At 66.9% G+C, this 26,851-nt stretch carries 25 protein-coding genes and 1 riboswitch; of the genes, 15 read left to right on the top strand and 10 right to left on the bottom strand.

Going from position 1 to position 26,851, the window contains the following annotated elements:
* Both hemL and thiE read right to left on the bottom strand, forming a co-directional pair.
* Positions 1-1,287: a glutamate-1-semialdehyde 2,1-aminomutase gene (gene hemL / locus ACNSTU_RS06555; RefSeq protein ID WP_290636710.1), complete on the bottom strand. Its 1,287-nt coding sequence runs from the start codon at positions 1,285-1,287 to the stop codon at positions 1-3.
* Between the two features lie 81 nt (positions 1,288-1,368).
* Positions 1,369-1,998 (bottom strand): thiamine phosphate synthase, encoded by a 630-nt coding sequence (thiE, locus tag ACNSTU_RS06550; RefSeq protein ID WP_290631558.1) that lies wholly within the window; start codon positions 1,996-1,998, stop codon positions 1,369-1,371.
* A gap of 92 nt (positions 1,999-2,090) precedes the next feature.
* On the opposite strand from thiE, the gene ACNSTU_RS06545 reads away from it, so the two are divergent.
* On the top strand, positions 2,091-2,261 hold the full coding sequence (locus tag ACNSTU_RS06545) for a rubredoxin (protein ID WP_290631556.1): 171 nt from the start codon (positions 2,091-2,093) through the stop codon (positions 2,259-2,261).
* A gap of 25 nt (positions 2,262-2,286) precedes the next feature.
* Here ACNSTU_RS06545 and ACNSTU_RS06540 read toward each other — a convergent pair whose 3' ends face one another.
* Positions 2,287-3,471 carry a hypothetical protein gene (locus ACNSTU_RS06540; RefSeq protein WP_290631554.1) on the bottom strand — a complete coding sequence of 395 codons (1,185 nt, stop codon included), beginning with the start codon at positions 3,469-3,471 and terminating at the stop codon, positions 2,287-2,289.
* Positions 3,472-3,568: 97 nt separating this feature from the next.
* Positions 3,569-4,390: a 3',5'-cyclic-AMP phosphodiesterase gene (gene cpdA / locus ACNSTU_RS06535; protein WP_290631552.1), complete on the bottom strand. Its 822-nt coding sequence runs from the start codon at positions 4,388-4,390 to the stop codon at positions 3,569-3,571.
* A 188-nt stretch (positions 4,391-4,578) separates the two neighbouring features.
* On the opposite strand from cpdA, the gene ACNSTU_RS06530 reads away from it, so the two are divergent.
* Both ACNSTU_RS06530 and ACNSTU_RS06525 read left to right on the top strand, forming a co-directional pair.
* Positions 4,579-5,244: an O-methyltransferase gene (locus ACNSTU_RS06530; RefSeq protein WP_290631550.1), complete on the top strand. Its 666-nt coding sequence runs from the start codon at positions 4,579-4,581 to the stop codon at positions 5,242-5,244.
* Between the two features lie 27 nt (positions 5,245-5,271).
* Positions 5,272-5,706 carry a tetratricopeptide repeat protein gene (locus ACNSTU_RS06525; RefSeq protein ID WP_290631549.1) on the top strand — a complete coding sequence of 145 codons (435 nt, stop codon included), beginning with the start codon at positions 5,272-5,274 and terminating at the stop codon, positions 5,704-5,706.
* 14 nt (positions 5,707-5,720) lie between these two features.
* On the opposite strand, the gene argA is transcribed toward ACNSTU_RS06525, so the two are convergent.
* From argA to ACNSTU_RS06510, 3 genes are all read right to left on the bottom strand, one after another.
* A complete protein-coding gene (gene argA / locus ACNSTU_RS06520; protein ID WP_290631547.1) occupies positions 5,721-7,058 on the bottom strand; it encodes an amino-acid N-acetyltransferase in 1,338 nt (445 codons plus the stop codon).
* Positions 7,048-8,226: an acetylornithine deacetylase gene (gene argE, locus ACNSTU_RS06515; protein WP_290631545.1), complete on the bottom strand. Its 1,179-nt coding sequence runs from the start codon at positions 8,224-8,226 to the stop codon at positions 7,048-7,050. The genes argA and argE overlap by 11 nt, the downstream gene beginning before the upstream one ends.
* Before the next feature lie 191 nt (positions 8,227-8,417).
* Entirely contained in the window at positions 8,418-9,086 is a 669-nt protein-coding gene (locus ACNSTU_RS06510; RefSeq protein WP_290631543.1) for a TIGR04211 family SH3 domain-containing protein, read from the bottom strand.
* 236 nt (positions 9,087-9,322) lie between these two features.
* On the opposite strand from ACNSTU_RS06510, the gene ACNSTU_RS06505 reads away from it, so the two are divergent.
* From ACNSTU_RS06505 to ACNSTU_RS06475, 7 genes are all read left to right on the top strand, one after another.
* The gene (locus ACNSTU_RS06505) at positions 9,323-10,534 is read left to right on the top strand and encodes a class I SAM-dependent rRNA methyltransferase (RefSeq protein ID WP_290631541.1); all 1,212 of its coding nucleotides are present in this window, start codon (positions 9,323-9,325) and stop codon (positions 10,532-10,534) included.
* Positions 10,535-10,660: 126 nt separating this feature from the next.
* The gene (gene lgt / locus ACNSTU_RS06500; RefSeq protein ID WP_290631539.1) at positions 10,661-11,467 is read left to right on the top strand and encodes a prolipoprotein diacylglyceryl transferase; all 807 of its coding nucleotides are present in this window, start codon (positions 10,661-10,663) and stop codon (positions 11,465-11,467) included.
* Positions 11,468-11,477: 10 nt separating this feature from the next.
* Positions 11,478-12,272 carry a thymidylate synthase gene (locus ACNSTU_RS06495; RefSeq protein WP_290631537.1) on the top strand — a complete coding sequence of 265 codons (795 nt, stop codon included), beginning with the start codon at positions 11,478-11,480 and terminating at the stop codon, positions 12,270-12,272.
* A gap of 107 nt (positions 12,273-12,379) precedes the next feature.
* Entirely contained in the window at positions 12,380-12,862 is a 483-nt protein-coding gene (folA, locus tag ACNSTU_RS06490) for a type 3 dihydrofolate reductase (RefSeq protein ID WP_290631535.1), read from the top strand.
* Positions 12,863-13,006: 144 nt separating this feature from the next.
* Complete coding sequence (locus ACNSTU_RS06485) at positions 13,007-13,858, top strand: MerR family transcriptional regulator (RefSeq protein ID WP_418212184.1); 852 nt, start codon at positions 13,007-13,009, stop codon at positions 13,856-13,858.
* On the top strand, positions 13,855-15,288 hold the full coding sequence (locus ACNSTU_RS06480; RefSeq protein ID WP_418212183.1) for a cryptochrome/photolyase family protein: 1,434 nt from the start codon (positions 13,855-13,857) through the stop codon (positions 15,286-15,288). Before ACNSTU_RS06485 ends, ACNSTU_RS06480 begins: the two co-directional genes overlap by 4 nt.
* A 79-nt stretch (positions 15,289-15,367) precedes the next feature.
* Positions 15,368-16,264, top strand: a complete 897-nt coding sequence (locus ACNSTU_RS06475) for a phosphoribosylaminoimidazolesuccinocarboxamide synthase (RefSeq protein ID WP_290631529.1) — start codon at positions 15,368-15,370, stop codon at positions 16,262-16,264.
* Between the two features lie 84 nt (positions 16,265-16,348).
* Here ACNSTU_RS06475 and ACNSTU_RS06470 read toward each other — a convergent pair whose 3' ends face one another.
* From ACNSTU_RS06470 to tkt, 3 genes are all read right to left on the bottom strand, one after another.
* A complete protein-coding gene (locus ACNSTU_RS06470; RefSeq protein WP_290631527.1) occupies positions 16,349-17,533 on the bottom strand; it encodes a phosphoglycerate kinase in 1,185 nt (394 codons plus the stop codon).
* A gap of 78 nt (positions 17,534-17,611) precedes the next feature.
* Positions 17,612-18,628, bottom strand: coding sequence for a type I glyceraldehyde-3-phosphate dehydrogenase (locus ACNSTU_RS06465; RefSeq protein WP_290631525.1), 1,017 nt, complete (start codon positions 18,626-18,628; stop codon positions 17,612-17,614).
* A 1-nt stretch (position 18,629) separates the two neighbouring features.
* The gene (tkt, locus tag ACNSTU_RS06460) at positions 18,630-20,630 is read right to left on the bottom strand and encodes a transketolase (protein ID WP_290631523.1); all 2,001 of its coding nucleotides are present in this window, start codon (positions 20,628-20,630) and stop codon (positions 18,630-18,632) included.
* A gap of 647 nt (positions 20,631-21,277) precedes the next feature.
* Between tkt and ACNSTU_RS06455 the strand changes: the two genes are divergently transcribed.
* From ACNSTU_RS06455 to metF, 5 genes are all read left to right on the top strand, one after another.
* Positions 21,278-22,093 carry a class I SAM-dependent methyltransferase gene (locus ACNSTU_RS06455; RefSeq protein WP_290631521.1) on the top strand — a complete coding sequence of 272 codons (816 nt, stop codon included), beginning with the start codon at positions 21,278-21,280 and terminating at the stop codon, positions 22,091-22,093.
* Complete coding sequence (locus ACNSTU_RS06450; protein WP_290631519.1) at positions 22,090-22,929, top strand: SAM-dependent methyltransferase; 840 nt, start codon at positions 22,090-22,092, stop codon at positions 22,927-22,929. The genes ACNSTU_RS06455 and ACNSTU_RS06450 overlap by 4 nt, the downstream gene beginning before the upstream one ends.
* 81 nt (positions 22,930-23,010) lie before the next feature.
* Positions 23,011-24,171, top strand: a complete 1,161-nt coding sequence (gene metK, locus ACNSTU_RS06445; RefSeq protein WP_290631517.1) for a methionine adenosyltransferase — start codon at positions 23,011-23,013, stop codon at positions 24,169-24,171.
* Between the two features lie 122 nt (positions 24,172-24,293).
* Positions 24,294-24,374, top strand: a riboswitch (S-adenosyl-L-homocysteine riboswitch).
* 15 nt (positions 24,375-24,389) lie between these two features.
* Positions 24,390-25,796, top strand: a complete 1,407-nt coding sequence (gene ahcY, locus ACNSTU_RS06440; RefSeq protein WP_290631515.1) for an adenosylhomocysteinase — start codon at positions 24,390-24,392, stop codon at positions 25,794-25,796.
* Positions 25,797-25,915: 119 nt separating this feature from the next.
* Complete coding sequence (gene metF / locus ACNSTU_RS06435; RefSeq protein WP_290637338.1) at positions 25,916-26,803, top strand: methylenetetrahydrofolate reductase [NAD(P)H]; 888 nt, start codon at positions 25,916-25,918, stop codon at positions 26,801-26,803.
* Positions 26,804-26,851: the final 48 nt, after the last annotated feature.

Below are 26,851 nucleotides of genomic sequence, written 5' to 3'. Positions count from 1 at the left end.
TCAGTCGCCGAGCTGCTGCATCACCCGGGCGGCCATGTCCAGGGTCAGCTCCACCACGTCGGCATCGTGCGCCGTGGACACGAAACTGGCCTCGAACGCCGCCGGGGCCAGATAGACACCGTTCTCCAGCATGCCGTGGAAGAACCGCCCGTAGCGCGCGGTGTCACTGTCCACCACCTGCTGATACGTGCGCACGGGGCCGTCCTCGGTGAAGAACAGGCCGAGCATGCTGCCCATGTGATTGACCTGCAGCGGGATGCTTGCGCGCTCGGCGCGTTCGCGGAAGCCGTCGGCGAGCACCCGGGTAGTGGCCTCCAGCGCCTCGAAGGTACCGGGGCGCGACAGCACCTCCAGGGTCTTCAGGCCTGCGGCCATGGCCACCGGATTCCCCGACAGCGTCCCCGCCTGGTAGACGCCTCCCAGGGGCGAGAGGTGCTCCATAATCTCCCGGCGGCCGCCGAAGGCCCCTACCGGCATGCCGCCACCGACGACCTTGCCGAGGCAGGTGAGGTCGGGGGTAATGCCGTAACGGGCCTGGGCGCCGCCCAGGTGGACCCGGAAACCGGACATCACCTCGTCGAAGATCAGAACGCTGCCGTTGCGGGTGCACAGATCCCGCAATCCCTGCAGAAACGCGGCATCCGCCGGCACCATGTTCATGTTGCCGGCGACCGGCTCCAGAATGACAGCGGCGATCTCGTCGGCGTATTCCGTGAACGCCTGTTTCACCGCGTCCAGATCGTTGTAGCTCAGGGTGATGGTGTCGGCCACCACCGCCTCTGGAACGCCCGGCGAGGTGGGGTTGCCCAGCGTCAGCGCACCGGACCCCGCCTTCACCAGCAGGGCGTCCACGTGGCCATGGTAGTTGCCCTGGAACTTGATGATCTTGTTGCGCCCGGTATAGCCGCGGGCCAGCCGCAGGGCGCTCATGGTGGCCTCGGTGCCGGAGCTGACCATGCGCAGCATTTCCATGGACGGGAAATGCACCTTGATCTGCTGGGCCATGCGCGTCTCGGCCTCGGTGGGCGCGCCGAAGCTGAGCCCGTGTGCCGCCGCCTGCTGCACCGCCTCGACCACTTCCGGGTGGGCGTGGCCGAGGATCATCGGCCCCCAGGAGCAGACATAATCCACGTAGCGCTGATAGTCCTCATCGTAGAGGTACGGGCCCTGGGCGCGGCGCATGAACACCGGCGTCCCGCCAACGCCCCGGAACGCGCGCACGGGTGAGTTCACACCACCGGGGATATGCTGGCTCGCGGCCTGGAACAGCGTCTCGGAGTGTTTCATGGGTTGACGATCCTCCCGCTGGAGTAGTCGGTGAATGACGCAATACCTGATACCCGCCAGTGTACCAGCCGTACGGGGTGATCAGCGGTACAGCGCGGCCAGCTGTGCGGCGGCGCGCTCCGGCGAGGCGGCGGCGAACACGCCGCTGATGACGGCAACCGCATCCACGCCCAGGGAAACCAGCGGCGCGGCGTTGTCGGGCGTGATGCCACCGATGGCCACCACCGGCTGCCGGTAGCGCGCCACGGCCGCGGCCAGGGTCTCCTGGCTGACCGGTGGCGCGTCGGGTTTCGTGGGCGACGGATAGGCGCGGCCAAAGGCCAGATAATCAGCGCCCGCCGCCGCCAGCGCGTCCGCCCGCGCCAGCGAGTTGTAGCAGGAGACGCCGATCAGCGCGCCTGATGGCAGCGTGGCGCGGGCAGCCCGCAGGCCGGCGTCGTCCCGACCCAGATGCACTGCCGACGCACCGACGCGCAGGGCCAGATCAACATCGTCATTGACCACGAACAGCGCGCCGTAATCGCGGCACAGGGCCAGCAAGGCGGCCGCCTCGCGCCGGCGCCGTACTGCATCCGCACTCTTGTCACGGTACTGCAGCACGGCGGCACCGCCACGCAGCACCGCTTCGGCACGCTCCAGCAGCGCTTCCGCCGGCTGCAGGGTCGCATCAGTAATGGCGTAAAGGCCACGTACGGCGCCTGCATCAACCATGGTTTCGACAACCTCCCGGTTGCGGGATTGGAGCCCGCCAGGCGAACAGGTAGAGTAACGCCCTCGTTCACACAGGCATCAGGGCAGGAATCATGGAATACAAGTCTTACATGTGTGTGGTCTGCGGCTGGATCTACGAGGAAGAAGACGGCCTTCCCGATGAAGGCATCGCCCCCGGCACCCGCTGGGAGGACATTCCCGATACGTTCGTCTGCCCCGAGTGCGGAGCCGGCAAGGCCGATTTCGAGATGATCGAAATCTGACCCCCTCGACCAAACCCTCGCCGTATCAGGGGAGAACGCCGAGAAACCAGGCGCTCCCCGCAGCCAGTAAGCCGACCAGCACGACCAGAGCGAGCACCGACGGCCAGCGGCGGGGGCGCATTGGTGCGTCCGCCGCCTCGGGCGCGGACGACCCGGGAGACGGCGCCTCGCTGCCGACCGGCTCCCGGGCCACCTGCCGGGCGGGCTCCTGCGTCGCCGCAGCGGCCGAAGGTTGCGGCGGTCGAGGGTGCTGCTGGCGCTCCCGCTCCCGGCGCGCATCCTCCCGCTCCTGATCCCTGACCTGCTCCTCCAGACGCTCCAGCCGGCTGCGGTCCAGTGACCGATCGGCCTGGATGACGCGGAACTCGTCGGCCAGGTCGGCTTCCAGGGAGCGCGACGCCGCCGGCACCACCGCGCCCACGTCATCGCCGCCGCCCTCCGACGCCTGGGACGCGCTGAGGACGGCATTGGCCTCGCTGAGATCCACGGGAACCGGGTTGCCGGCGCCAACGCGGGCGGCTCCATCGGCGGGAGGCTCGACAGACTCCCCTTCTTCGCGCAGGCGCTGCTCCGCCTGGATCGCCACCAGTTTCTCCGCCAATCGCACGGTGCGCTTGTTGGCGTGCTCGCGGCTGCGCTCCGAGAGGCTCAACGCCTTCTTGAGCGCCGCAAGCTCATCCAGGAGTGCGGACTCGTGATCGCTCCCGCTGCCATCATCAAGCCCCTGCAGGCTTGCCACCGTCTCTTCAAGCTGCCGCGTGCGCTCCTGCTCCTCGGCAAGCGCCCGGCGCGCCTCAGCGAGATCGCGCTCCATGGCGCCGAGCTCTTCCTCGGCACTCTGCCATGCGGAGCGGGCCGCCGCGCGCATCTGCGCCAGCTGCTCTTCGGCACTGGAGCGCGCGGTTTCCTCCTGCTGCAGAGACTGCTGATTCAGCGCATCGTACCGGCGCTGCAGGCGCTCGCTCTGTTCCCTGACCTCGCGCAATTCCGCCTTGGCGCGGCTAAGTTCCTCTTCCAGTTCCCGCCGCCGCGCCACTTCCTGAGCCTGGGCGCGGAGGTGTTCCGATTCCACGCGCTGGCGGGTGGCTTCAACCTGGCCCCGGTGGTACGCCACCTCTTCCTCGAGCCGCTGCCGCACGGCCGCAAGCTCGCGCCTCAGCCGCTCGATCTCGTTCCCGTTCTCGGTACGGTTCGCGTCCATTGCTGACATGCCCCCTCCGCGTCCGGGCATCGGTCCGGTACGACCCGGTACCGCTATCGTCCATGGTCGGGCGAGTCATGGCAAATGGGAGAGCGGCTGAGCTGCATCAATACCCGGGCAGGCCCAGATCAAGCCCGGCCGGTACGTCACTGAGGCGAACAACCCCCGTGGCCAGTCCGCCGTCGGGCTGGAGTTCAAGCCAGCGATAGCCCGGCGGTCGCGGGTCGATGCGGAAGTCGTCACTGTCGGGGTGGAACTGCACGCAGGTGCTGGGGCTCGCAAGCAACCGCACGCCATTGCGCCAGGCATCATATTCCTGGTGGACGTGCCCCCATACCACGCCGCGAACGGAGGGGTGCCGGTCCAGCACCGCGAACAGATCCTCGCCGTTGCGCAGGCCGATCCGGTCGATCCAGTTGCACCCCACCGGCACGGGCTGATGGTGCAGGCAGACCAGCGCGTGACGGTCGGGGTGCGCCGACAGGCAGTCATCGAGCTGCCGAAGCTGGTCGTCGGAGACGTGACCGCTAACGGCGTCCGGCAGGGAGGAGTCGAGCATGGCACAGAGCCAGTCCCCCGCCAACAGCGCGTGGCGCCGCTGCACATGACCGCTGGAGAAGGTGCGGGCAAGCCGGGCGGCATCGTCATGGTTGCCCGGAATCACCAGCCCGGGCACACCCAGTGCGTCGAACTGGCGCTTGGCATCCCTGTAGGCGGACTCGGGCCGCTCTGCGCCGTCGTGGACCACGTCGCCGGTGAGCAGAAGCAAATCGGCCGGGGTATGCTGGTAGCGCACAGCATCAACGACCGCCCGGCATGTGGCTTCGGTATCGACCCCCGCCAGACGCCCGTCATCGCCGTACAGATGCGTGTCCGTGATTTGCAGGACCCGCAGGGCACGCCCCCGCGGCAAGTCCAAGGAGTCCATACCTGAATTCGCCTCTACATGTGCACGCCGCAACGTGGTTACATTGCCAGGATTGCGCCAGTCTCTCGCGGCTGCGGCCAGGTTTCTGCCTTAGCCATCACATTCTCGTTCCGCACTGCGGGGGGACGCTGCCCGGCTGACCGCCATCGCGGGAAACTCTGGTTGATAAACGAATAGGCTGCAACACCATGACCGAGCAGACACTCAATCTCGACAGCCGCCTGCACGACTACCTGCTCTCCATCCTGCCCGGCGAGACGGCCGTGGAGCGGATGCTACGTGAGCGTACTGCGGAGTATGATGCCCCGCAGATGCGGATCGGTCTCGAGCAGGCGCGCTTCATGCGCGTGCTGGCCCGCGCCATGGGGGTTCGCCGGGCACTGGAGGTGGGCACGTTCACGGGCTACTCGGCGCTGGCCGTGGCGGAGGCGCTGCCCGAGGACGGACGTCTGCTGGCCCTGGACAACGACCCGGTCAGCACCGCCGACGCCCGGCGCTTCTGGGACGCCGCCGGAGTGGCGGACCGCATTGAACTGCGCCTGGGAGACGCCACGGAGACGCTGGACCGCTTGATCGACGACGGCCATGCGGGTAGCTTCGACTTCGCGTTCATCGACGCCGACAAGGAACGCTACGACGTCTACTACGAAAGAGCTCTGGAGCTGGTCCGGCCGCGCGGGCTGATCGTCGTGGACAACGTCCTGTGGTCGGGCCAGGTGGCGGATCCGGACGACCGGCGCGAGAGCACCGCCGCGCTGCGGCGATTCAATGAGACGCTGGCGCGGGATCCGCGGGTGGACGTCAGCGTCGTGCCCATTGGCGACGGCGTCACCCTGGCAACCCGCCTTGCCTGAAACCTTGACCGACAGGAGTTCACACGGATGCGACAATCAGTGGCTGTCCTGCTCGCCGCTCTGCTGCTCGCAGGCTGCGCCGGCACGGAGTCGACGGCGCCATCTGAACGCTTCGAGGAGGGACGCCAGGCCTATGTCGCCGGCGACTACGGGACAGCGTTCGAGCGCCTGATCACCGAGGCGGAAGCAGGCAACCCGGACGCCCAGTACACTATCGGCTACATGTACTTCGAAGGCCAGGGCGTCCAGCGGGACGAGGACCGCGCCCTGGAGTGGATCCGCCGCGCCGCCGGCAATGGCAGTGCGCCCGCCCTGGAGGCACTGGGCGAGCTGGCCGCTATGGGCCGCGGCCGCCCCGGGGTCACCGACGTCCCGGACACTGACGGCACGGACAGTGCCCCGGGGCCGGCCCCGGAAGACATCCGGGACTCCCTGCCGGACGAGCTCACCGACGGCTCCTGACCCGTCGGCAACCGCTACTTGCCGCGCAGGGCCTTGATGTAGACTTGCGAACGCCGCTTGAGGTTATAGAGCGCCTGTCGCTCCACGGGCAGATCTTCCAGCCGCGCCGGCTCGAAGCCACGCTCCCGAAACCAGTGCGCGGTACGGGTAGTGAGCACGAACAGGTGATCCGCTCCGTGGGTCCGCGCCTCCCGTTCCACATGGCGCAGCAGGCCGTCGCCACGGCTGCCACCCCGGTAGTCGGGGTGGATCACGAAGCACTCCAGCTCGGCCATCCCCGCGCTACGGTGGGGCGACAGGGCCGCGGTGGCGATGATCATGCCGTCGCGCTCCACTACCACGTACTCGCCGATGCGGGTCTCCAGGTCCTCCCGGGAGCGGCGCACCAGCACGCCTTCGCGCTCCAGCGGCTCGATCAGCTCGAGGATGCCACCCACGTCGTCCACAGTTGCCGAGCGCAGCGTCTCGAACGGATCGCCCGCCACCAGGGTGCCGACGCCGTCACGGGTGAACAGTTCCAGCAGCACGCCACCGTCGCGCTGACGGTCCACCAGGTGCACGCGCTGGACGCCCTGGCGGCATGCCCGCACGGCGCCGTGCAGGAGCCGCACGGCGGGGCCCGACGCGCCCGCCGCACCGGCGCGCAACACATCAAGCTGCCGGACCGCCTGATGCAGATCGAGTTCGCGGATCAGGGCGCCGGCCTCGTCCAGCAGCACCTGGCCCTCGGTCAGGTAGATGAGCTTGTCCGCCGCCAGCGCCGTGGCCACCTGCAGGGCCACGTCTTCGGCCACCAGGTTGAACACCTCCCCGGTGGGCGAATACCCCAGCGGCGACACCAGCACCACGTTGCCAGCCGCCAGCCGCTCCCGGACGGCGTCAGTGTCCACCCGGCGCACCTCGCCCGTGTGCTGGTAATCGACACCATCGCGCACGCCCAGCGGTTTTGCCGTGACCACGTTGCCGGACGCGACGCGGAGTCGAAAGCCCGCCATGGGAGAGTTGGCCACGCCCATGGACAGCAGCGCCTCGATATCCACCCGAAGCGCACCGACGGCCTCCTTCACCGACTCCAGCGCCGCGGCATCGGTGATGCGGAACTCGCCGTGGTACTGAAGCGCCGCGCCCCGCGCCCGCAACCGGTCTTCCACCTGCGGGCGGGCGCCGAACACCAGCACCACCTGCAGCCCGAGACTGTTGAGAAGCGCCAGATCCTGCAGCAGCGCCGCCGCGCCGTCACCGCGCAACCCCTCGCCACCGACACTGACCACCACGGTACGCCCGCGGTGCGCATTGATGTACGGCGAGCTGCCGCGAAACCACTGCACAAAGGCGGTATCGTCACGGGGCATGCCGCACCTCCGGCTCATCCATGCAGAACCGCCGGATGAGCTGCTGCAACAGATCGACCGTCGGCTGCAGCCGGTCCGCGGCCAGGTACTCGTCCGGCTGGTGGGCCTGGGCGATATCCCCGGGACCAAGCACCACCACGTCCATGCCCAGATCGCGCAGAAACGGCGCCTCGGTGCCGAAGGCCACCGCCCGGGACTCGGACCCGGTCAACTGCTCCGCCGCCCGCACGATGGGCGACTCCGCCGGGGTTTCCATGGGCGGTAGCCCCGGAAACAGCGACTCCATCTCCACCGCCAGGCCTGTCTCCCCGAGCACCCGGGGCAGGCGCTGAGCGAGAACACCGCGCAGTTCGTCCAGATTCATCCCTGGCAGCGGCCGGATGTCGATGTGCAGCTCGCAGTGGGCGCAGATGCGGTTCGGGTTGTCGCCGCCGTGGATATAGCCGAGGTTGAGCGTGGGCACGGGCACGTCGAAGCGGCGATCCACGTTGCGCGACTGCACCTGCTGCCGCCAGGCGAGAATGTCGTTCAGGATGCGGTGCATGCCCTCCAGGGCGCTGTTGCCGAGTGACGGATCACTGGAGTGCCCGGAGCGGCCACGCACGCGAATGGCCTCCATCATCACGCCCTTGTGGAGGTGCACGGGCTGCAACCCTGTCGGCTCGCCGATGACGGCGTAGCGGCCCAGCCGGCGTTCCGCATCGACCAGCGCCTTGGCCCCGGCCATGCCGCTTTCCTCGTCGGCGGTCGCCAGGATGACCAGCGGCTGCCTCAGATCGTCGGCGCGCAGGTCGCGCACCGCCTCGACCACGAGCCCGAGAAAGCACTTCATGTCGCAGGTGCCGAGCCCGTAGAGGCGCCCGTCCCGCTCGCTGAGCACGAACGGGTCCGACGTCCAGCCGCTGTCGTCGTAAGGCACGGTATCGGTGTGCCCTGCCAGCACGAGGCCGCCTTCACCCCGCCCCAGAGTGGCAATCAGATTCGCCTTGCCGACGCTGCCCGGCACCGGCTGGATCTCCACGGCAAACCCCAGCCCTTTCAGCCACTCGCCAAGTCGCTCAACGACAGCCCGGTTGCCCTGATCAAACTCCGGATTGACGCTGCTCACCGACGGAATGGCGATCAGCTCTTCGAGCATCTGCATGAGCCGGGGCGGCTGCTGCGGCATGAGTGGACTCCCCCCTTCTGCCCGGTCGCGATCGCGAAAACCGGGGTTGATGAATCACCGGCCGTGCACGCCACGGCCGCATGAACAGGCGTCGTGCTGCGACAACGCCTGCATCAGGGAGGATTCTGGATAAACCTGTTCCCGGGGGCAAACGCCGCGTGCAGCAGGACGCAGCCCCGATACTAACCTTCTCAGAGACCGCCGCCACTCCAGCTGGAGCGTCGACGCCAGCGCATGTGCGGCAGGATCAGCCCGGCGATGATGCCGGCACCCAGGACCGATGCGCCCACGATGAACCAGCGCTGATCGTCGCGATCGCGCAGGCGCTCGCGCTCCTGCTCCACATCCTGGAGCTCGCGCCGGAGGTCGATGACGCGCTTTTTGAGTTCCTCGTTCTCCTCGTAGAGATCGAGGCCCTGCTCGGCCTGCTCCATACGCTGCTGCAGCGTCTCGCGCTCACCCTCGCTGCTGGCAAGGCGCTGTTCCAGCTCCTCCACCCGGGCTTCGGCGGCGGACAGGTTCTCCTGCAACTCGCTGTTCTCCTGCTGCACACTCTGCAGCGCGCTCTCGGCGCGACTGAGCCGGGCGCGGGCGCTGGGCTGATCGCTGAGCATGCGCGTGAGCACCCAGCCCTCGAGCCCGTCAGGCAGACGCACCTGGGACCAGCCGGAGGCTTCATCCAGGACTTCCACGCGCGTGCCTGCGGGGACCATACGCTCGATGCGGTACTGGTTGCCCGGGCCGGTGCGCAGATCAAGACCCAGCTCATCGGTGATGAATCGATCCTGGGCACCGGCGAGGGTGGGAAGGGCCAGCAGCAGTACCGCCACAAGGGCGATGCATCTCGCAGCAGCAGTCACGCAACACTCTCCAGTCAAACGGCGCGGAAGGGCCGGGAATTGTAGCGCCACGCGCCCGGCAGACAAGCCGACGTCAGATGGCGACAGGCACCGGAGCATAGCATCATCCGGCCCGGCGCGGGCAGGTTGCGCCGCGGGATGCCTGGCAAAGACGCCGGCATCCCGCGTAGAATCCGGCCTCTTGCCAGCCGGCCCGCACACGCTGCGGGGCCACGCACCACCGCGGAGAAACGACCATGGCGCAGACACGCCCCTCCCTCTACCTCAAGCGGGGTGAAGAGCGCCGCCTGCGAGCGGGTCACCTGTGGGTATTCAGCAATGAAGTGGACAGCGCCCGATCACCGCTGAAGGCCTTCGAGCCGGGGCAGGACGCCACCCTGCGGGACCACTCCGGCCGCCCCCTGGGCACGGCCTACGTCAATCCGCACTCGCTGATCTGCGCGCGGCTGATCAGCCGCGACCCGGAGCGCGGGCTGGACGAGTCCCTGCTCGTACACCGCCTGAACCTGGCCCTGGCCCTGCGCGAGCGTCACTTCCCGACGCCGCACTACCGCCTGGTCCACGGTGACGGCGACGGCCTCTCCGGGCTCGTGATCGACCGCTACGGCGATACCTGCGTGATCCAGCCCAACACCGCCGGCATGGACCGCGCCCTGGACGCCATCATCAGCGCCCTGCAGCGCGTGCTGGCGCCGGCACACATCCTGGTGCGCGCGGACAGCCCGCTGCGGGAACTGGAGGGCCTGGAGAGCACCGTTCACTGGGCCGGCGGGGAAGGCCCCGAGGCACTGGAGATCATCGAGAACGGGCTCACCTTCTCGGTTCCGGCCACCACCGGCCAGAAGACGGGCTGGTACTACGACCACCGGGGCAACCGGGCCCGGATCGCACCCTACGTCCGCGGCATGCGCGTCCTGGATGTATTCAGCTACGCCGGTGCCTGGGGCCTGCAGGCCCTCGCCGCCGGAGCTGAATCGCTGGTGGCCGTGGACAGCTCCTCGGATGCCCTGGACGCCCTGGACGCCAACGCGGAGCGCAACGGCCTCGGCGAATGGGTTACCGGGGTCGAGGGCGACGCCTTCGACGTGCTCAAGGCACTGCGCCAGGACGGCGAGCGATTTGACGCCGTGATCGTCGACCCGCCAGCCTTCGTCAAGCGCAAGAAGGACCTGAAAGCGGGCCTGTCCGGATACCGCCGCCTCAATCAACTGGCGCTGCAGGTGCTGGAGAAGAACGGGGTGCTCATCTCCGCGTCGTGCTCGGCGCATGTGGACGAACAGCAGCTGTTGGGCGAAGTCCTGGGCGCCGCCCGGCACGTGGACCGCTCACTGCAACTGGTGGAGCGGGGCAGCCAGGCACCCGATCACCCGGAACATCCGGCGATCCCGGAGAGTCGGTACCTCAAGGCCCTGTTCACCCGGGTGGCACCGGCGTGGAGTACGCCGTAGCCAAGGCAGCAACCTTTGCGGCAACACGGGCCCGTGATCCCGTAGGGTGGACCTTCAGGTCCACCCTACGGCTGCTGCCGCCACACGAGCTGCAACCACTCCACCAGGAAGGTAAGATCGCCAATCATGCTGACTTATCCAGACATCAACCCGGTCGCCATCGACCTCGGCCCCATCGCCATCCACTGGTACGGCCTCATGTACCTGGTGGGCTTTCTAGGCGCCTGGCTGCTCGGCCGCTGGCGCGCGCGCCGCGACGACAGCCCGATCCGGCCGCAGCAGATGGAGGACGTCCTCGTCTTCGGCGCCATCGGCGTCATCCTCGGCGGCCGCATCGGCTACGTGCTGTTCTACGAGACCGCCCTCCTTACCACCGACCCGCTCGCGCTGATCCGCATCTGGGAAGGGGGCATGAGCTTCCACGGCGGGCTGCTCGGGGTGCTTGCCGGGCTCTGGCTCTACAGCTGGCGCAGCGGCTGCGGCTTCCTCCGCCTGACCGACTTCGCCGCCCCCCTGGTGCCCATCGGTCTGGGCGCCGGCCGCCTCGGCAACTTCATCAACGGCGAACTGTGGGGACGCGTGAGCGACGTGCCCTGGGCCATGGTCTACCCGCCCATGGGCCCCGACCCGCGCCACCCGAGCCAGCTGTATCAGTTCCTGCTGGAAGGCGTGGTGCTGTTCGTGGCGCTATGGTTGTTCTCCCGCAAACCACGACCAACCATGGCCCTGTCCGGGCTGTTCCTGGTGCTCTACGGCAGCTTCCGGTTCATGGTCGAGTTCGTGCGCCTGCCCGACGAGCAACTGGGCTACCTGGCCTTCGACTGGTTCACCATGGGACAGCTGCTGTCGCTGCCCATGGTCGCCCTTGGCGCGGCGCTGCTGTACCTCGCCTACAGCCGGGGCCAGGGCACCACCGCCGGCAACAGGACATAGGAGAGCGGCCGTGCAGCAGTATCTCGACCTCATGCGCCACGTGCGCGACCACGGCTTCCGCAAGGACGACCGCACCGGGACGGGCACCGTGTCCGTGTTCGGCCACCAGATGCGCTTCGACCTGGCCGACGGCTTTCCGCTGGTCACCACCAAGAAGATCCATCTGAAGTCGGTGATCCACGAACTGCTGTGGTTTCTCAGCGGCGACAGCAACATCGGCTACCTCAAGCGCCACGGCGTGAGTATCTGGGACGAATGGGCCGACGAAAACGGCGATCTGGGCCCTGTCTACGGGGTGCAGTGGCGCTCCTGGCCCGCCCCGAACGGGGAGCGTATCGATCAGATCGGCCGGCTGCTGGAGCAGATCCGCCGCAACCCGGACTCGCGCCGGCTCATGGTCAGCGCCTGGAACCCGGCAGAAGTGGACAGCATGGCCCTGCCGCCGTGCCACGCGCTGTTCCAGTTCTACGTGGCCGATGGCCGCCTCTCCTGCCAGCTCTACCAGCGCAGCGCGGACATCTTCCTGGGCGTGCCGTTCAACATTGCCTCCTACGCGCTGCTGACCCTGATGATTGCTCAGGTCACGGGCCTGCGCCCGGGGGAGTTCGTACACACCCTCGGCGACGCGCACCTGTACCTGAACCACCTGGAGCAGGCGGACACCCAGCTGACACGCACGCCGCACCCGTTGCCGACCATGCATCTGAACCCGGCGGTGAACGACCTGTTCGCGTTCACCTACGACGATTTCCGGCTGGAAGACTACAACCCGGAGCCGCACATCAAGGCGCCGGTCGCAGTCTAGACGCAGGCACGGGCTCTATCGGTCGAGGGCACAGCGGAGGCGGGGCGATCTCCGGTCACGACAACGGCACCGCACCACGAATAGACAGCAATACGGAACCGGAACCCATGATCTCCATGATCGCCGCCCTCACCCCCGACCACGTCATCGGCAAAGGCAACGACCTGCCCTGGCGCATTCCCGACGACCTGCGCCACTTCAAGCGCACCACCCGGGGCAAGCCCGTGATCATGGGGCGCCGGAACTACCTCTCCATCGGCCGCCCGCTGCCGGACCGACACAACATCGTCATGACGCGCAACCCCGACTTCCAGGCACCCGGCTGCACCATCGTCGCCGACGCCGATGCCGCACTCGCCGCGGCGGGGGACGCCAGTGAAATCATGATCATCGGCGGCGCAGAGATCTACCGGCTGTTCCTGCCCCGTGCCGACCGGCTCTACCTCACCTGGGTCCACACCGCGATCGAAGGTGACACCTGGTTCCCCGACTTCGAGCAAAGCGACTGGCAGGTGATCGACGAGCGCCACCAGGCGCCCGACGACAACACGCCCCACGCGCTGCACTTCCAGACCCTGGAGCGCCGCTGACCCCAGCATCCGGCAAACGGCCGGAAACAACAGCTTGATGAACTGATACAATAACTATACATTCGGGCCGTGGCCGGTTGTGGCGGCCTAAAGGGAGTCGAGGCGTTGAGCAAGGGGCTGTATCCAATACGGACGATTTCGTCGATGACCGGGGTCAACCCGGTGACACTGCGCGCCTGGGAGCGGCGCTACGGGCTGATTCGCCCGCAGCGCACGCCCAAGGGACACCGTCTCTACACAGAGCGCGACATCGACCGCATCAACCAGATCCTGGTCTTGCTGGACCGGGGCATCCCCATCAGCCAGGCACGTCAGGTGCTGGACGAAGACGACACGGACACCGCGGCCACTGCGACGGAGACCGTCGACCCGGGCGAAGACACCTGGAGCGGCTTTCTCACGCGCATGCGCACCGCAGTCACCGTCTACGACGAACAGGCCCTATCGGAGTGCTACGAAGAGGCCTGCTCCCTGTTCGCGCCGAGCCAGGTGCAGCAGCATCTGCTGGCACCGCTGTACCGGCAGTTTCCGGCCGACGGGACAGCCGACGACCAGGCCGCGCGCGCATTCCTCCACAGCTGGCTGCGCACCACCCTGAGCACCCGCCTGCACCATCGTTGCCGGCGCGCCGCCGGACCGCGTGTCCTGCTGGCCCCCATGGAACGCCACGCCGACGATATCCCGGTGCTGCTGCTGGGCCTGCAACTCATCGACCACGGATTCCGCACAGTTCTCCTGGGTTGCGCCGTCGACACCGATGCGCTGGCGACCGCCGCACGCCAGAGCGGGGCCGAGAGTGTTGTCCTCTGGACCGGTGGCGAGACCGCCGGATCAACTGCGCTGGACCGGCTGGCCGCCGAAGTGCCCGTGTTCATCGCGGGCAACACCGACTCGCTCCAGGGGAACGGCGAGCGGCTCACCCTCGTGGACGGCGACGATACCGCCGCGGCCGTCCGCGCCGTGGACGCGCACCACAACCAGCGCCAGTCTGCATGACCACGACGCTGGTCTGGCTCCGCCGGGACCTGCGCCTGCATGACAATCCCGCCCTGAGCGCGGCAGCGGCTGCCGGTGCTGTCCTGCCCGTGTACATCCATGCGCCGGAGGAGGAATCCCCCTGGCCCCCGGGCGGCGCCAGCCAGTGGTGGCTCCACCACAGCCTCACTGCACTGGAATCCGATCTCGCCCGCCACGGAATGCCACTGGTCATCGCCACCGGAACCACCACCCTGGACGCCCTGCGCGCACTGGTTCGTGAGACCGGCGCCGAAGCGGTGACGTGGAACCGGCTCTACGACCCGGCAATCATCGGACGCGACCAGCACATCAAGCGCGCCCTGCGGGATGACGGCATCCGTGCGGACAGCCACAACGGCGCCCTGCTCTTCGAGCCGTGGGAGATCCGCAAGGGCGACGGCGGGCATTACCGGACCTTCACCCCCTTCTGGCGGAGCCTGCGACGGCAGGCGTTGCCGGAGCGCGCCTTGCCGGTCCCCGACATGGACGCACCAGCGGCACGCCCGACATCCGCCGCCCTGGAGGATCTCCGGCTGCTGCCGACCATACGCTGGGACAGGGGGTTCGAGCCGGTCTGGTCGCCCGGTGAAGCGGGTGCCTGGCAGCGGCTGACGACGTTTCTGGAGGCGCGCCTGCACGGCTACGACGACCGGCGCGACTGGCCTTCTGTCTCCGGAACATCGGGACTGTCCCCCCACCTGCACTTCGGCGAGATCAGTCCGCGACAGATCTGGACCGCCACGCGCAGTGCACCGGGTGGTGATGGCGACGATGCGGAGTCGTTCCTCAGCGAAGTCGCCTGGCGTGAGTTCGGCCACCACCTGCTGTTCCACTTCCCCGGCATGCCCGACGACCCCATCGACACCCGCTTCCGTGCCTTTCCCTGGGACCCGGACGGGGACACCGCCCTGGCGGCGTGGCAGGCGGGGCAGACCGGCATACCCATCGTCGACGCCGGCATGCGCGAACTGTGGCAGACCGGCTGGATGCACAACCGCCTGCGCATGGTGGTAGGCTCGCTGCTGACCAAAAACCTGCGGGTCCCGTGGCAGCGGGGCGAGGCCTGGTTCTGGGATACGCTGGTGGACGCCGATCTCGCCAACAACAGCATGGGCTGGCAGTGGATTCAGGGATGCGGCGCCGACGCCGCGCCCTACTTCCGGGTGTTCAACCCGGTCCGCCAGGGCGAGCGCTTCGACCCGGACGGCGCCTACGTGCGCCAGTGGGTACCGGAGCTGGAGGCCCTCCCGGCGAAGCACATACACGCGCCGTGGCAGGCGCCCGCGGAAGTGCTGCGTGATGCCCGCGTGACACTGGGCGTGACCTACCCCCACCCGATTGTCGACCTAAAGGCATCCAGACAGGCCGCGCTGGACGCCTATCAGACCATCCGCAACGCCGACACCTGAACTGCACGCGCCGGCTTGGCGCTGACTGCAGCGGTTCCGGTATCATCGCGGCTCACGCACGAGCCAATGGAACGGAACCATGACGCAATCCCCGGCGCGCCTGCACACCAGCTCCCTGCACAGCCTGCCCCTGATTCAGCAGGGCAAGGTCCGCGACATCTACGCCGTGGACGACGACCACATGCTCATCGTCACCACGGACCGCCTGTCCGCGTTCGACGTGGTGCTCCCCGATCCGGTCCCGGGCAAGGGGCTGGTACTCACCAGCGTGTCGAATTTCTGGTTCCGCCGGCTGCAGGGCATCATTCCCAACCACCTGGCGGCGATGCCGCTTGCCGAGGCCGTGCCCGATTCGGACGACCGCGCGCAGGTCCAGGGCCGGGCAGTGGTGGTTCGCCGGCTGCGCCCCCTACCGGTGGAGGCCATCGTGCGCGGTTACATCAGCGGCTCCGGCTGGAAGGACTACCAGGCCAGCGGCGAAGTCTGCGGTATCCGCCTGCCGGAAGGGCTGCAGCAGGCCCAGCAGCTGCCGGAACCCATTTACACGCCATCAACGAAGGCGGCCGTGGGCGACCACGACGAGAATGTCGCATTCGACGCCACGGTCGAGGCCCTGGGCCGCCCGCTGGCAGAGCAGATCCGGGACGTGTCACTGCGACTCTACCGGGAGGCGGCGGCCTACGCCGCGCCTCGCGGCATCATCATCGCCGACACCAAGTTCGAGTTCGGCCTGGATGCCGATGACCGGCTGACGCTCATCGACGAGGCACTGACCCCCGACTCCTCCCGCTTCTGGCCGGCCAGCGAGTACCGCCTCGGCACCTCGCCTCCGAGCTTCGACAAGCAGTTCGTGCGCGATTACCTGGAGACGCTGGACTGGGACAAGACCGCCCCGGGGCCAACCCTCCCGGCGGACATCCTGCGGCAGACGGCGGAGAAATACCGGGAGGCGGCGCGGCTGCTGATCGGCGAATGACCCCCGGTCTTGCCACCGTGTCGCGGCTTGCGCCGCTCCTACGGAACGGTATGGCGTTGTAGGAGCGGCGCAAGCCGCGACCATTCACGCCGTCCGGGCGCGCTCTTCCAGGATAGCCACGGCCGGTAGGGTCTTGCCTTCCAGGAACTCCAGGAAGGCACCGCCACCGGTGGAGATGTAGGAGATCCGATCGCCCACGCCGTAGCGCGACACGGCCGCCAGGGTGTCGCCGCCGCCGGCGATGGAGAACGCCTCGCTGGCCGCGATGGCCTCGCTCAACGCCTTCGTGCCGCCCCCGAACTGCTCGAACTCGAACACACCCACCGGGCCGTTCCAGACGATGGTCCCGGCCTGTTTGAGCAGGGTGGCGTAATGGCGGGCGGTCTCCGGGCCGATATCCAGGATCAGGTCGTCGTCAGCCACATCGGCCACCGGCTTGGTGGTCGCCGCCGCGTCCTCGGCGAATGCCTTGGCAGTCACCACGTCCGTGGGCACGGGAATCTCGCCGCCCTTGGCCCGTGCCGCCTCCATGAGCCGTTTCGCCTCTTCCACCAGATCCGCCTCGTAGAGCGACTTGCCGACCGGGTGTCCGGCAGCGGCGATGAAGGTGTTGGCGATACCGCCGCCGACGATGAGCTGATCCACCACGCCGGACAGGGACTCCAGCACCGTGAGCTTGGTGGACACCTTGGAGCCGCCGACAATGGCGGTCATGGGCCGTGCCGGGGTCTCCAGGGCCTTACCCAGGGCATCCAGCTCGGCGGCCAGCAGGGGGCCGGCACAGGCCACCGGCGCGTGACGGGCCACGCCGTGGGTGGAGGCCTGGGCCCGGTGGGCGGTGCCGAAGGCGTCCATGACGAACACGTCGCAGAGCGCCGCCATGCGCTGTGCCAGGCCATCGTCGTTGGCCTTTTCGCCCACGTTGAAGCGCACGTTCTCGCAAAGCACCAGCTCGCCGTCATCGACAGTGACGCCGTCGAGCCAGCTGGTTTCCAGCCGCACGTCCCGGCCGAGCAGTTCGCCCAGGCGCTTGGCCACGGGCGCCAGGGACGCGGACGGATCGGGCTGCCCCTCCTTCGGACGCCCCAGGTGGCTCAGCAGCATCACCTTCGCGCCCGCGTCCAGGGCGTGCCGGATGGTAGGCAGGGATGCGCGCAAGCGCGTGTCGTCGCTAAGCCGGCCGGCATCATCCACGGGGACGTTAAGATCCTCCCGGATCAGGACACGCTTGCCGGCAAGGTCCAGGTCGGTCATGCGGAGCACGGACATGGGCACTTCCTTTCAGTTGGTCGATGAAACGGGCCGGCGTTGCCCACACGGCGCAGAGGGCGGAGGATCAAGGCGTGATCAGGCCGTCCTGAGCCACCGTTCGGCCACGTCGAGCATCCGGTTGGCGAACCCCCACTCGTTGTCGAACCAGAGCATGAGGTGCGCGAGGTCGCCGCTGACGCGCGTCTGCGTTCCGTCTACGATGACGGAGCGCGGGTCGTGATTGAAGTCCGTGGACGCGTGTGCGCGATCGCTGTAGCCGAGCACGCCGGCCATCGGCCCTTCCGCGGCCGCCTTCAGCAGATCATTGAGGGCGTCCGCTTCGACGCGCCTATTCAGCTGCAGACTCACGTCCATTGCCGAGACATTCAGCGTCGGCACGCGCAGGTGCTGCGCATGGATGCGGTCGGTCAACTCCGGCATGAACCGCGCAATCCCGCGGGCCAGCCCGGTGGAGACGGGCACGATGGATGCCAGCGCAGAGCGCGTGCGACGCAGGTCGGAGGCGTGATAGCCATCCACCAGCGGTTGATCGTTCATCACCGAGTGCACCGTGGTGACGCTGGCCGCCTCGATGCCCACGTAGCCCTGCAGAAGCTGCAACACCGGTAGCAGGCAGTTGGTACTGCACGAGGCATTGGATACCAGCCGGTACTCGGCCTTCAACGCGTTCGCATTGACGCCCTGCACCACGGTCAGGTCCACATCCGCGGCGTCGGCCATTGGGTGGGAGATCAGCAGCCGCGGCGCTCCTGCGGCCAGGTGGCGTTCAGCGTCGGCCCGGTGGCTGAAACTGCCGGAGCACTCCAGCACCAGATCCACGTCGTGGGCGCCCCAGTTGATGTCCTCGGGCTCGCTGGCGTGGCTTACGGCGATGTGCTGCCCATCCACCACCAGGTCCCGGCCTTCCACCTCCACGCACCCGGGAAAGGCCCCATGCGTGGAGTCGAAGCGGGTGAGGTGGGCGATGCTTCCCAGATCTGCGGGCTCGTTGATGGCAACGACCGTCATGCGATCCCGGCGGTCGCCCTCGTGCAGGGCGCGCAGGATACAGCGGCCAACGCGGCCATAGCCATTGATGGCGAGGCGCAGCATTTCAGTGACCGAGCACGGCGCGCGCCTGGGCAAGCACGTTGTCGACGGTGAAGCCGAAGTGCTTGAACAGGTCGCTGGCCGGTGCGGATTCACCAAAGCCGCGCATGCCCACAACGCGACCGCGGGGTCCCACGAAGCGATGCCAGTATTCGGCCGATGCCGCCTCGATGGCCACGCGGCGATCGCAGGCGGCGGGGAGCACCCCTTCCCGGTAGGCGTCGTCCTGGGCCTCGAACAGGTCCACCGCCGGCATGGAAACCACCCGCGCGGCTACGCCGTCGGCCTGCAGTCGCTCCCAGGCCTCCACGGCCAGACCGACCTCCGCACCAGTAGCGATGAGGATCAGTTCCGGGGTGCTGCCGCTGTCGCGCAGCACGTACCCTCCACGGCGGATGGCGTCGATCTGGTCCGGGGTACGTTCCTGATAGGGCAGGCCCTGCCTGCTGAACACCAGCGCAGTCGGCCCGTCCGTGCGCTCGATGGCGGCCCGCCAGGCCACCACGGTCTCCACTGTGTCGCACGGCCGCCACAGGCTGAGATTGGGAATCATGCGCAGGCTGGCCAGGTGCTCGACGGGCTGGTGCGTCGGGCCGTCTTCACCGAGACCGATGGAATCGTGGGTGTAGACCATCACGTTACGCTGGCCCATGAGCGCTGCCATGCGCACGGCGTTACGGGCGTAATCGGAGAACACCAGGAAGGTGCCACCGTAGGGGATGAAGCCCCCGTGGAGTGCGATGCCGTTCTGGATCGCCGTCATGGCGAACTCACGCACGCCATAGAAGATGTAGTTGCCGTCACCGTCCGCCGCGGTCACCGGCGTGCACCCGGACCAGCGGGTGTTGTTGGAGCCGGTGAGGTCGGCGGAACCGCCGAGCAGATCCGGCAGGTAGGGACCAAAGCCCTCCAACGCCTTCTCCGATGCCTTGCGGCTGGCGACGGACTCGCCGCCCTCGGCCGCCTTGCGGGTGAGGTCATCCGCGTGCTCCCCAAATGTCGCGGGCAGAGCCCCCTGCATGCGCCGTTCGAACTCGGCCGCCAGCTCCGGGTGAGCCCGCCGGTAGTCCTCGTGAACGCGCTGCCACGCCTCCTCCGCCGCGGCGCCGGCCGCGCGGGCGTCCCATCCCTGGTAAACGGAATCAGGCACTTCGAACGGCCCATGCTCCCACTTCAGGAACTCGCGGGTAGCCTGGATCTCGTCATCACCCAGGGGCGCACCGTGGACGCTGTGACTGCCGCAAGCATTGGGGGCACCGAAACCGATCACGGTCTTGCAGCAGATCAGCGTCGGCCTGTCAGACTCGTGGCGCGCCTTGCGGATTGCGGCATCAATGGCCTCACTGTCGTGCCCGTCCACGTCGGCGATCACGTGCCAGCCGTAGGCGCGGAACCGCGCGGGCGTATTGTCGGTGAACCAGCCCTCGACCTTGCCGTCGATGGAAATGCCGTTATCGTCATAGAAGACGATCAGCTTGCCGAGCCCGAGCGTTCCGGCAAGAGAGCACGCCTCGTGGGAGATGCCCTCCATGAGGCAGCCGTCGCCGGCAAAACAGTAGGTGTGGTGGTTGACCAGTTCGTGACCGGGCCGGTTGAACTGCGCGGCCAGAATCTTCTCCGCCAGCGCCATGCCCACGGCGTTGGCCAGCCCCTGGCCGAGCGGGCCGGTGGTCGTCTCGACGCCTGGCGTATACCCGAGTTCCGGGTGCCCCGGAGTCCGCGAACCAAGCTGGCGGAACTGGCGGATGTCGTTCATGCCCAGGTCGTAACCGGAGAGGTGCAGCAGGCTGTACAGCAACATGGAACCGTGCCCGTTCGAGAGCACGAAACGATCCCGGTTCCACCAGTCAGGGTTGGCAGGGTTGTGCCGAAGGTGATCGTTCCACAGCACTTCGGCAATATCCGCCATGCCCATGGGCGCCCCCGGGTGACCGGACTTTGCTTGCTGGACGGCGTCCATGCTCAGGGCACGGATCGCATTGGCAAGTTCACGACGAGAGGGCATCAGCGACAGTCTCCGGGTCTGCAGGTGGAGTCGACAGCCGCCCGGACACACCGGGCACACTGAAAGCCGTGAATTGTCTCGAAATCCACGGCCTCGGGCAAGACAGCCGGGACCGGCGCCGAGCGCCGCTCCCGGAGCCGGTTTCCCCAGGGTGGCCATTCACAATGGTTGAAATCCTCTCAGAACACGATAGTTTAGGGGGAGGCTGAGCCGGACCTGTCCTGGCTCAGCGAATAATACGCCCTTCGTCACGTACTGGACGCTCGCCACATACACAAGGCGACTCGTACGTCGACCCAGGCACCGCGTCTGCAAAGCGACGCGTTGCGTGTCCTTCGGGCTGCCGGAGCTGGATGACCTGCATCACCAGGTTTCCCCGTCCTGCTCTGCGGCCAAAAACAATCAACTTTTTTTCAGTGCGGGCGCTCAGCAGACGTCTGGGTTCCGCAAGCAAGCTGCCGGCCGCACACCACCATTGCGGTTGATCAGCAACAGTGCAGCTGTTTTCGCCGAGCCAGCGGGTTTGGAGACGGATTCGTCCATCCAGACCATTCGTGGTTCAGGTTTTGAATTACGGGCACCTGACACCCCGGGCCGGCCGCGTGCCAGCTGCACGCATTTTTCCCTGGACGGTGGGAGGTAACACTATGTCTTCGACAGCAAGTAAAGATCAGGCTTTCGGGCCGAAACCCGAGGAATGTCGCGACACGGATCACTACGTAAAAGAGTACAACGACGGCTTTGTCGACAAATGGGACGACCTGATCGACTGGGACAGCCGCGCGGAGAGCGAGGGCGATTTCTTCATCCAGACGCTGAAGGAGCGTGGCGTCAAGCGTATCCTGGACGTTGCCTGCGGCACCGGCTTCCACTCGGTTCGGCTGATCGAGGCCGGCTTTGACGTGGTCAGCGCCGATGGCAGCGCCGACATGCTCGCCAAGGCGTTCGAGAACGGCCGCAAGCGCGGACATATCCTGCGCACGGTGCAGGCCGACTGGCGCCAGCTGAACCGGGACATCAACGGCCGCTACGACGCGGTGATCTGCCTCGGCAACTCCTTCACCCACCTGTTCAACGAGAACGATCGCCGCAAGACGCTGGCGGAGTTCTATTCCGCGCTGAACCACGACGGTGTGCTGATCCTGGACCAGCGGAACTACGACTCCATTCTGGACCACGGCTACTCCAGCAAGCACACGTACTACTACTGCGGCAACGACATTTCGGTCTACCCCGAGTACGTCGACCCGGGCCTGACCCGCTTCCGCTACGCCTTCCCGGATGACTCCGTCTACCACCTGAACATGTTCCCGCTGCGCAAGGCCTATGCACGCCGTCTCATGCGCGAGGTCGGGTTCCAGGACATCCAGACCTACGGCGATTTCAAGGAGACCTACCGCGAGAGCGAGCCGGACTTCTTCATCCACTTCGCCGAGAAGAGTTATGTGGAGGACGAACAATGAGCAGTCAGAACTACAGCGGCGCCGTCGCGACGGCGCGCGAGTACTACAATAGTGACGATGCGGACCGCTTCTACCACCGGGTATGGGGCGGCGAGGACATTCACGTCGGCCTCTACGAGGATGACGAGGAGCCCATCGCCGATGCCAGTCGCCGCACCGTTGCCCACATGGGCGATCTGCTGGGCGAGCTGACCCCGGAGCACAAGGTTCTGGACCTCGGCGCCGGCTACGGCGGCACCGCCCGCTATCTCGCCTCGTCGTTCGGCTGCCCCGTGGTGGCGCTGAACCTGTCGGAGGTGGAGAACGAGCGCGACCGCGAGATGAACCGTGCGGTAGGCCTGGATCACCTGATCGAGGTGCTGGACGCCAGCTTCGAGGAGATTCCTTACCCGGATAACCACTTCGACGTGGTCTGGTCCCAGGATTCCTTCCTGCACAGCGGCAACCGTGAGAAGGTCATTGAGGAAGCAGCGCGCGTGCTCAAGCCGGGCGGCGTGCTGATCTTCACCGACCCGATGCAGGCGGATGACTGCCCGGAGGGCGTACTGCAGCCGATCCTGGATCGGATTCACCTGGAGACCCTGGGGTCGCCCGGGTTCTATCGGGAGACTGCGAAGAAGTACGGTCTCGAAGAGATCGACTACGAGGACCACGCCCACCAGCTGCCGCGCCACTACGGCCGGGTGCTGGAAGAGACGAAACGCCGCGAGGCGAGTCTCGAGGGCGAGATTTCGCCGGAGTACATCGAGCGGATGAAAGCCGGCCTGCAGCACTGGGTTAACGGTGGCAACAACGGCTACCTGGCCTGGGGCATTTTCCGTTTCCGCAAGGCGTGATGCGCGGGGGCGGGCCCCTGCCGACGCAGCGGCGCACCGCCCCGGCTATCGACACGGATTACTCAATAGAGAGGAGCAACAATGAGCAAGTCTTACATGTTTACTTCGGAGTCCGTCTCCGCCGGTCACCCGGACAAGATGGCCGACCAGATCTCCGATGCGGTGCTGGACGCCATTCTGGAGCAGGACCCGAAGGCCAAGGTTGCCTGTGAAACGCTGACCACCACCGGCATGATCATGCTGGCCGGCGAGCTCAAGACCACCGCCAACGTGCCCTTCGAGGACATTGCCCGCGCCACCACCAAGCGCATCGGCTACACCTCCTCCGACATGGGCTTCGACGCGGACACCTGCGCCTTCATCAACGCGCTGGGCAAGCAGTCCCCGGACATTAACCAAGGCGTCGAGCGCAAGCTGCCCGAAGACCAGGGTGCCGGCGACCAGGGCATCATGTTCGGTTACGCCTGCGACGAGACCGACGTCTACATGCCGGCGGCCATCAACTACGCCCACCGCCTGGTGGAACAGCAGGCTACCCTGATGGCCAACGGCAAGCTGAAGTGGCTGCGCCCGGACGCCAAGAGCCAGGTGACCCTGCGCTACGAAGACGATGTGGCCGTGGGCGTCGACGCCGTGGTGCTGTCCACCCAGCACTCCGAAGAGGTCAGCGACAACGAGATCCACGAATCGGTGATGGAAGAGATCATCAAGCCGGTGCTGCCGGCCAAGTGGATCGACAACAACACCAAGTTCCACATCAACCCGACCGGCCGTTTCGTGGTCGGTGGGCCGATGGGTGACTGCGGTCTGACCGGCCGGAAGATCATCGTCGACACCTACGGCGGCATGGCCCGTCACGGCGGCGGTGCCTTCTCCGGCAAGGACCCGTCCAAGGTGGACCGCTCCGCTGCCTACGCCGCACGCTACGTGGCCAAGAACGTGGTCGCTGCCGGCCTGGCCAGCAAGTGCGAGGTGCAGCTCTCCTACGCCATCGGCGTGGCCGAGCCCACCTCCGTGATGGTCGAGACCTTCGGCACGGCCAAGATCGACGAAGCCAAGATCGAGAAGATCGTGCGCGACCAGTTCGACCTGCGTCCGTTCGGCATCGTCAACACGCTGGACCTGCTGCGTCCGATCTACTCCAAGACCGCGTCCTACGGCCACTTCGGCCGCGAAGACGAGGAGTTCACCTGGGAGCGGACCGACAAGGCCGCCGCCCTGAAGGACGCCGCCGGCCTCTGAGCCGATGTGCCAGGCTTGCCGGGGGTGGACCATTCCCGGCAAGGCGTGACTTAATCAGTGTCCACGCAGCGCCCGAGGGTACTGCGTGAGGGTTGCCGGCCGCGGATACCGCGGTTGGCCGTCCGGCTGAGGAGCGCTGCAACAGGCCAGAAGCCTGCCAGGCTCAGCCGGATGCCTACTCATACGAACTGCGCTGTAGAGAATCGGAGTCAGCAACAATGAATGCTGTCGTAGATAGCCAGAATGACTACATCGTCCGTGATATCGGTCTTGCCGACTGGGGTCGCAAGGAAATCGAGATCGCCGAGACGGAAATGCCGGGCCTGATGTCCGTGCGCGAGGAATACCGTGCCAAGCAGCCCCTGAAGGGCATGCGCATCGCCGGTTCCCTGCACATGACCATCCAGACCGCCGTGCTCATCGAAGCGCTGGTGGACCTGGGCGCGGAAGTGCGCTGGGCCTCCTGCAACATCTACTCCACCCAGGATCACGCCGCCTCGGCCATCGCCAAGAGCGGCGTGCCCGTGTTCGCCTACAAGGGCGAAACCCTGGACGAGTACTGGGAGTACATCCACCGCATCTTCGATTTCGACGGCGGTGCCAACACCATCCTCGATGACGGCGGCGACGCCACTACCCTGCTGACCGTCGGCTCCAAGGCGGAGAAGGACCCCTCCTTCCTGGAACACCCCGGTGCCGAGGAAGAGAAGGCCCTGTTCAACAGCATCAAGGCGCGTCTGGAGACCAACCACGGCTGGTACACCAAGCAGCTGGAGCAGATCCGCGGCGTGTCCGAAGAGACCACCACCGGCGTGGCCTCCCTGCTGAAGATGGAAAAGGCGGGCGAACTGCCCTTCCCGGCCATCAACGTCAACGACTCGGTGACCAAGTCCAAGTTCGACAACCTCTACGGTTGCCGCGAGTCCCTGGTGGACGGCCTGAAGCGTGCCACCGACGTCATGATCGCCGGCAAGATCGCCGTGGTCTGTGGCTTCGGCGACGTGGGCAAGGGCTCCGCCCAGAGCCTGAAGGCCATGGGCGCCACGGTGTGGATCACCGAGATCGACCCGATCTGTGCCCTGCAGGCGATGATGGAAGGCTACCAGGTGGTCACCATGGATGATGTTGCCGACAAGGCCGACATCTTCGTGACCGCCACCGGTAACTACCAGGTCATCACCCATGACCACATGGTGCGCATGAAGCACAACACCATCGTGTGCAACATCGGCCACTTCGACAACGAGATCGACGTGGCCAGCCTGCGCAAGTACGAGTGGGACAACATCAAGCCGCAGGTTGATCACATCACCCTGCCCAGCGGCAACAAGATCCTGCTGCTGGCCGAAGGCCGTCTGATCAACCTGGGTTGCGCCACCGGCCACCCCAGCTTCGTGATGTCCAACTCCTTCACCAACCAGGTGCTCGCGCAGATCGAGATCGCCCAGAATCTCGAGCAGTACGAGAAGAAGGTCTACGTCCTGCCGAAGCACCTGGACGAGAAGGTGGCGGAACTGCACCTGAAGAAGCTGGGCGCCAAGCTGACCCAGCTGACCAAGGAACAGGCCGACTACCTTGGTCTGGACGTGAATGGCCCGTTCAAGCCGGACACCTACCGGTACTGAGCGGCCGCCTTTCGGTCCCTCGGCCCGCCCGGCCGCCGCGTGCGGCGGCCGGGCGGCCCGCATCGCCGCAGCGGCAACCGGCCGCTCCGGCGATGATTCCCGCAATACGGGGGTGACAGATGGAATCCCAGAAGAAACACTCACCGGTTTTCAGTTTCGAGTTCTTCCCGCCCAAGAACGAGGAAGGGGAAGAGCGGTTGCGCAAGACCCGCGAGCGCCTGCAGGCGCTGGGGCCGCGCCTGTTCTCGGTGACCTTCGGCGCGGGCGGATCCACGCGCGAGCGCACGTTCGAGACGGTGGTCGACATCCAGAAGCGCTCCGGCATCGACGTGGCGCCGCACCTGTCCTGCATCGACGCGACGCCGGACAGCATCCGCGAGCTGCTGAACCGCTATCGCGAGAACGGCATCCGCAACATCGTGGCCCTGCGTGGCGACATGCCCTCGGGCACGGGCGGCGGCCCGGGCCACTTCAAGTACGCCAACGAGCTGGTGGAGTTCATCCGCCAGGAACACGGCGACCACTTTCACATCGAGGTGGGGTGCTACCCGGAGATCCACCCGGAGGCCAAGGATGCCTTCTCCGATCTGGAGAACTTCAAGCGCAAGGTGGATGCCGGCGCCGACAGCGCCATGAGCCAGTACTTCTTCGCACCGGAGGGTTACTACCGGTTCGTGGAGAGCTGCGAGAAGATGGGCGTGGATATTCCCATCGTGCCCGGCATCATGCCCATCGTGAACTTCCAGCAGCTGGCCCGCTTCTCCGACATGTGCGGTGCCGACATCCCGCGCTGGCTGCGCAAGCGTCTGGAAGCGTACGACGCCAAGGGTGACAAGGAATCCCTGCAGGCGTTCGGCATCGACGTGGTCACGCAGATGTGCGCCGATCTGCTGGATGCCGGCGCCCCGGGCCTGCACTTCTACACGCTGAACCAGGCCAAGGCGTCCGAAGCCATATGGAACAATCTGGGGCTCACCCGGAAACAGAAGGCCGCGGCCGCGGATTGATCCGCTTCCACTCTGGCGGTAAGGTCGAACGCCTCTTCAGGATGTAAA

The organism is Aquisalimonas sp. APHAB1-3, from assembly GCF_048323695.1.
Classification (GTDB): Bacteria; Pseudomonadota; Gammaproteobacteria; order Nitrococcales; family Aquisalimonadaceae; genus Aquisalimonas.
This window is presented reverse-complemented; position numbering and strand designations above follow the sequence as displayed.

What these genes read in the sequence shown, in the direction of transcription:
- ACNSTU_RS06530 (WP_290631550.1), top strand. Translation starts at nt 4,579, where the DNA reads ATGACCGAGCAGACACTCAATCTCGACAGCCGCCTGCACGACTACCTG.
- tkt (WP_290631523.1), bottom strand. Translation starts at nt 20,630, where the DNA reads ATGCCCTCTCGTCGTGAACTTGCCAATGCGATCCGTGCCCTGAGCATG.
- metF (WP_290637338.1), top strand. Translation starts at nt 25,916, where the DNA reads ATGGAATCCCAGAAGAAACACTCACCGGTTTTCAGTTTCGAGTTCTTC.
- cpdA (WP_290631552.1), bottom strand. Translation starts at nt 4,390, where the DNA reads ATGGACTCCTTGGACTTGCCGCGGGGGCGTGCCCTGCGGGTCCTGCAA.
- lgt (WP_290631539.1), top strand. Translation starts at nt 10,661, where the DNA reads ATGCTGACTTATCCAGACATCAACCCGGTCGCCATCGACCTCGGCCCC.
- ACNSTU_RS06465 (WP_290631525.1), bottom strand. Translation starts at nt 18,628, where the DNA reads ATGCTGCGCCTCGCCATCAATGGCTATGGCCGCGTTGGCCGCTGTATC.
- ACNSTU_RS06470 (WP_290631527.1), bottom strand. Translation starts at nt 17,533, where the DNA reads ATGTCCGTGCTCCGCATGACCGACCTGGACCTTGCCGGCAAGCGTGTC.
- ACNSTU_RS06455 (WP_290631521.1), top strand. Translation starts at nt 21,278, where the DNA reads ATGTCTTCGACAGCAAGTAAAGATCAGGCTTTCGGGCCGAAACCCGAG.
- ACNSTU_RS06525 (WP_290631549.1), top strand. Translation starts at nt 5,272, where the DNA reads ATGCGACAATCAGTGGCTGTCCTGCTCGCCGCTCTGCTGCTCGCAGGC.
- metK (WP_290631517.1), top strand. Translation starts at nt 23,011, where the DNA reads ATGAGCAAGTCTTACATGTTTACTTCGGAGTCCGTCTCCGCCGGTCAC.
- ahcY (WP_290631515.1), top strand. Translation starts at nt 24,390, where the DNA reads ATGAATGCTGTCGTAGATAGCCAGAATGACTACATCGTCCGTGATATC.
- ACNSTU_RS06475 (WP_290631529.1), top strand. Translation starts at nt 15,368, where the DNA reads ATGACGCAATCCCCGGCGCGCCTGCACACCAGCTCCCTGCACAGCCTG.
- ACNSTU_RS06505 (WP_290631541.1), top strand. Translation starts at nt 9,323, where the DNA reads ATGGCGCAGACACGCCCCTCCCTCTACCTCAAGCGGGGTGAAGAGCGC.
- argA (WP_290631547.1), bottom strand. Translation starts at nt 7,058, where the DNA reads ATGCCCCGTGACGATACCGCCTTTGTGCAGTGGTTTCGCGGCAGCTCG.
- ACNSTU_RS06545 (WP_290631556.1), top strand. Translation starts at nt 2,091, where the DNA reads ATGGAATACAAGTCTTACATGTGTGTGGTCTGCGGCTGGATCTACGAG.
- ACNSTU_RS06480 (WP_418212183.1), top strand. Translation starts at nt 13,855, where the DNA reads ATGACCACGACGCTGGTCTGGCTCCGCCGGGACCTGCGCCTGCATGAC.
- thiE (WP_290631558.1), bottom strand. Translation starts at nt 1,998, where the DNA reads ATGGTTGATGCAGGCGCCGTACGTGGCCTTTACGCCATTACTGATGCG.
- hemL (WP_290636710.1), bottom strand. Translation starts at nt 1,287, where the DNA reads ATGAAACACTCCGAGACGCTGTTCCAGGCCGCGAGCCAGCATATCCCC.
- folA (WP_290631535.1), top strand. Translation starts at nt 12,380, where the DNA reads ATGATCTCCATGATCGCCGCCCTCACCCCCGACCACGTCATCGGCAAA.
- ACNSTU_RS06450 (WP_290631519.1), top strand. Translation starts at nt 22,090, where the DNA reads ATGAGCAGTCAGAACTACAGCGGCGCCGTCGCGACGGCGCGCGAGTAC.
- argE (WP_290631545.1), bottom strand. Translation starts at nt 8,226, where the DNA reads ATGCCGCAGCAGCCGCCCCGGCTCATGCAGATGCTCGAAGAGCTGATC.
- ACNSTU_RS06485 (WP_418212184.1), top strand. Translation starts at nt 13,007, where the DNA reads ATGACCGGGGTCAACCCGGTGACACTGCGCGCCTGGGAGCGGCGCTAC.
- ACNSTU_RS06540 (WP_290631554.1), bottom strand. Translation starts at nt 3,471, where the DNA reads ATGTCAGCAATGGACGCGAACCGTACCGAGAACGGGAACGAGATCGAG.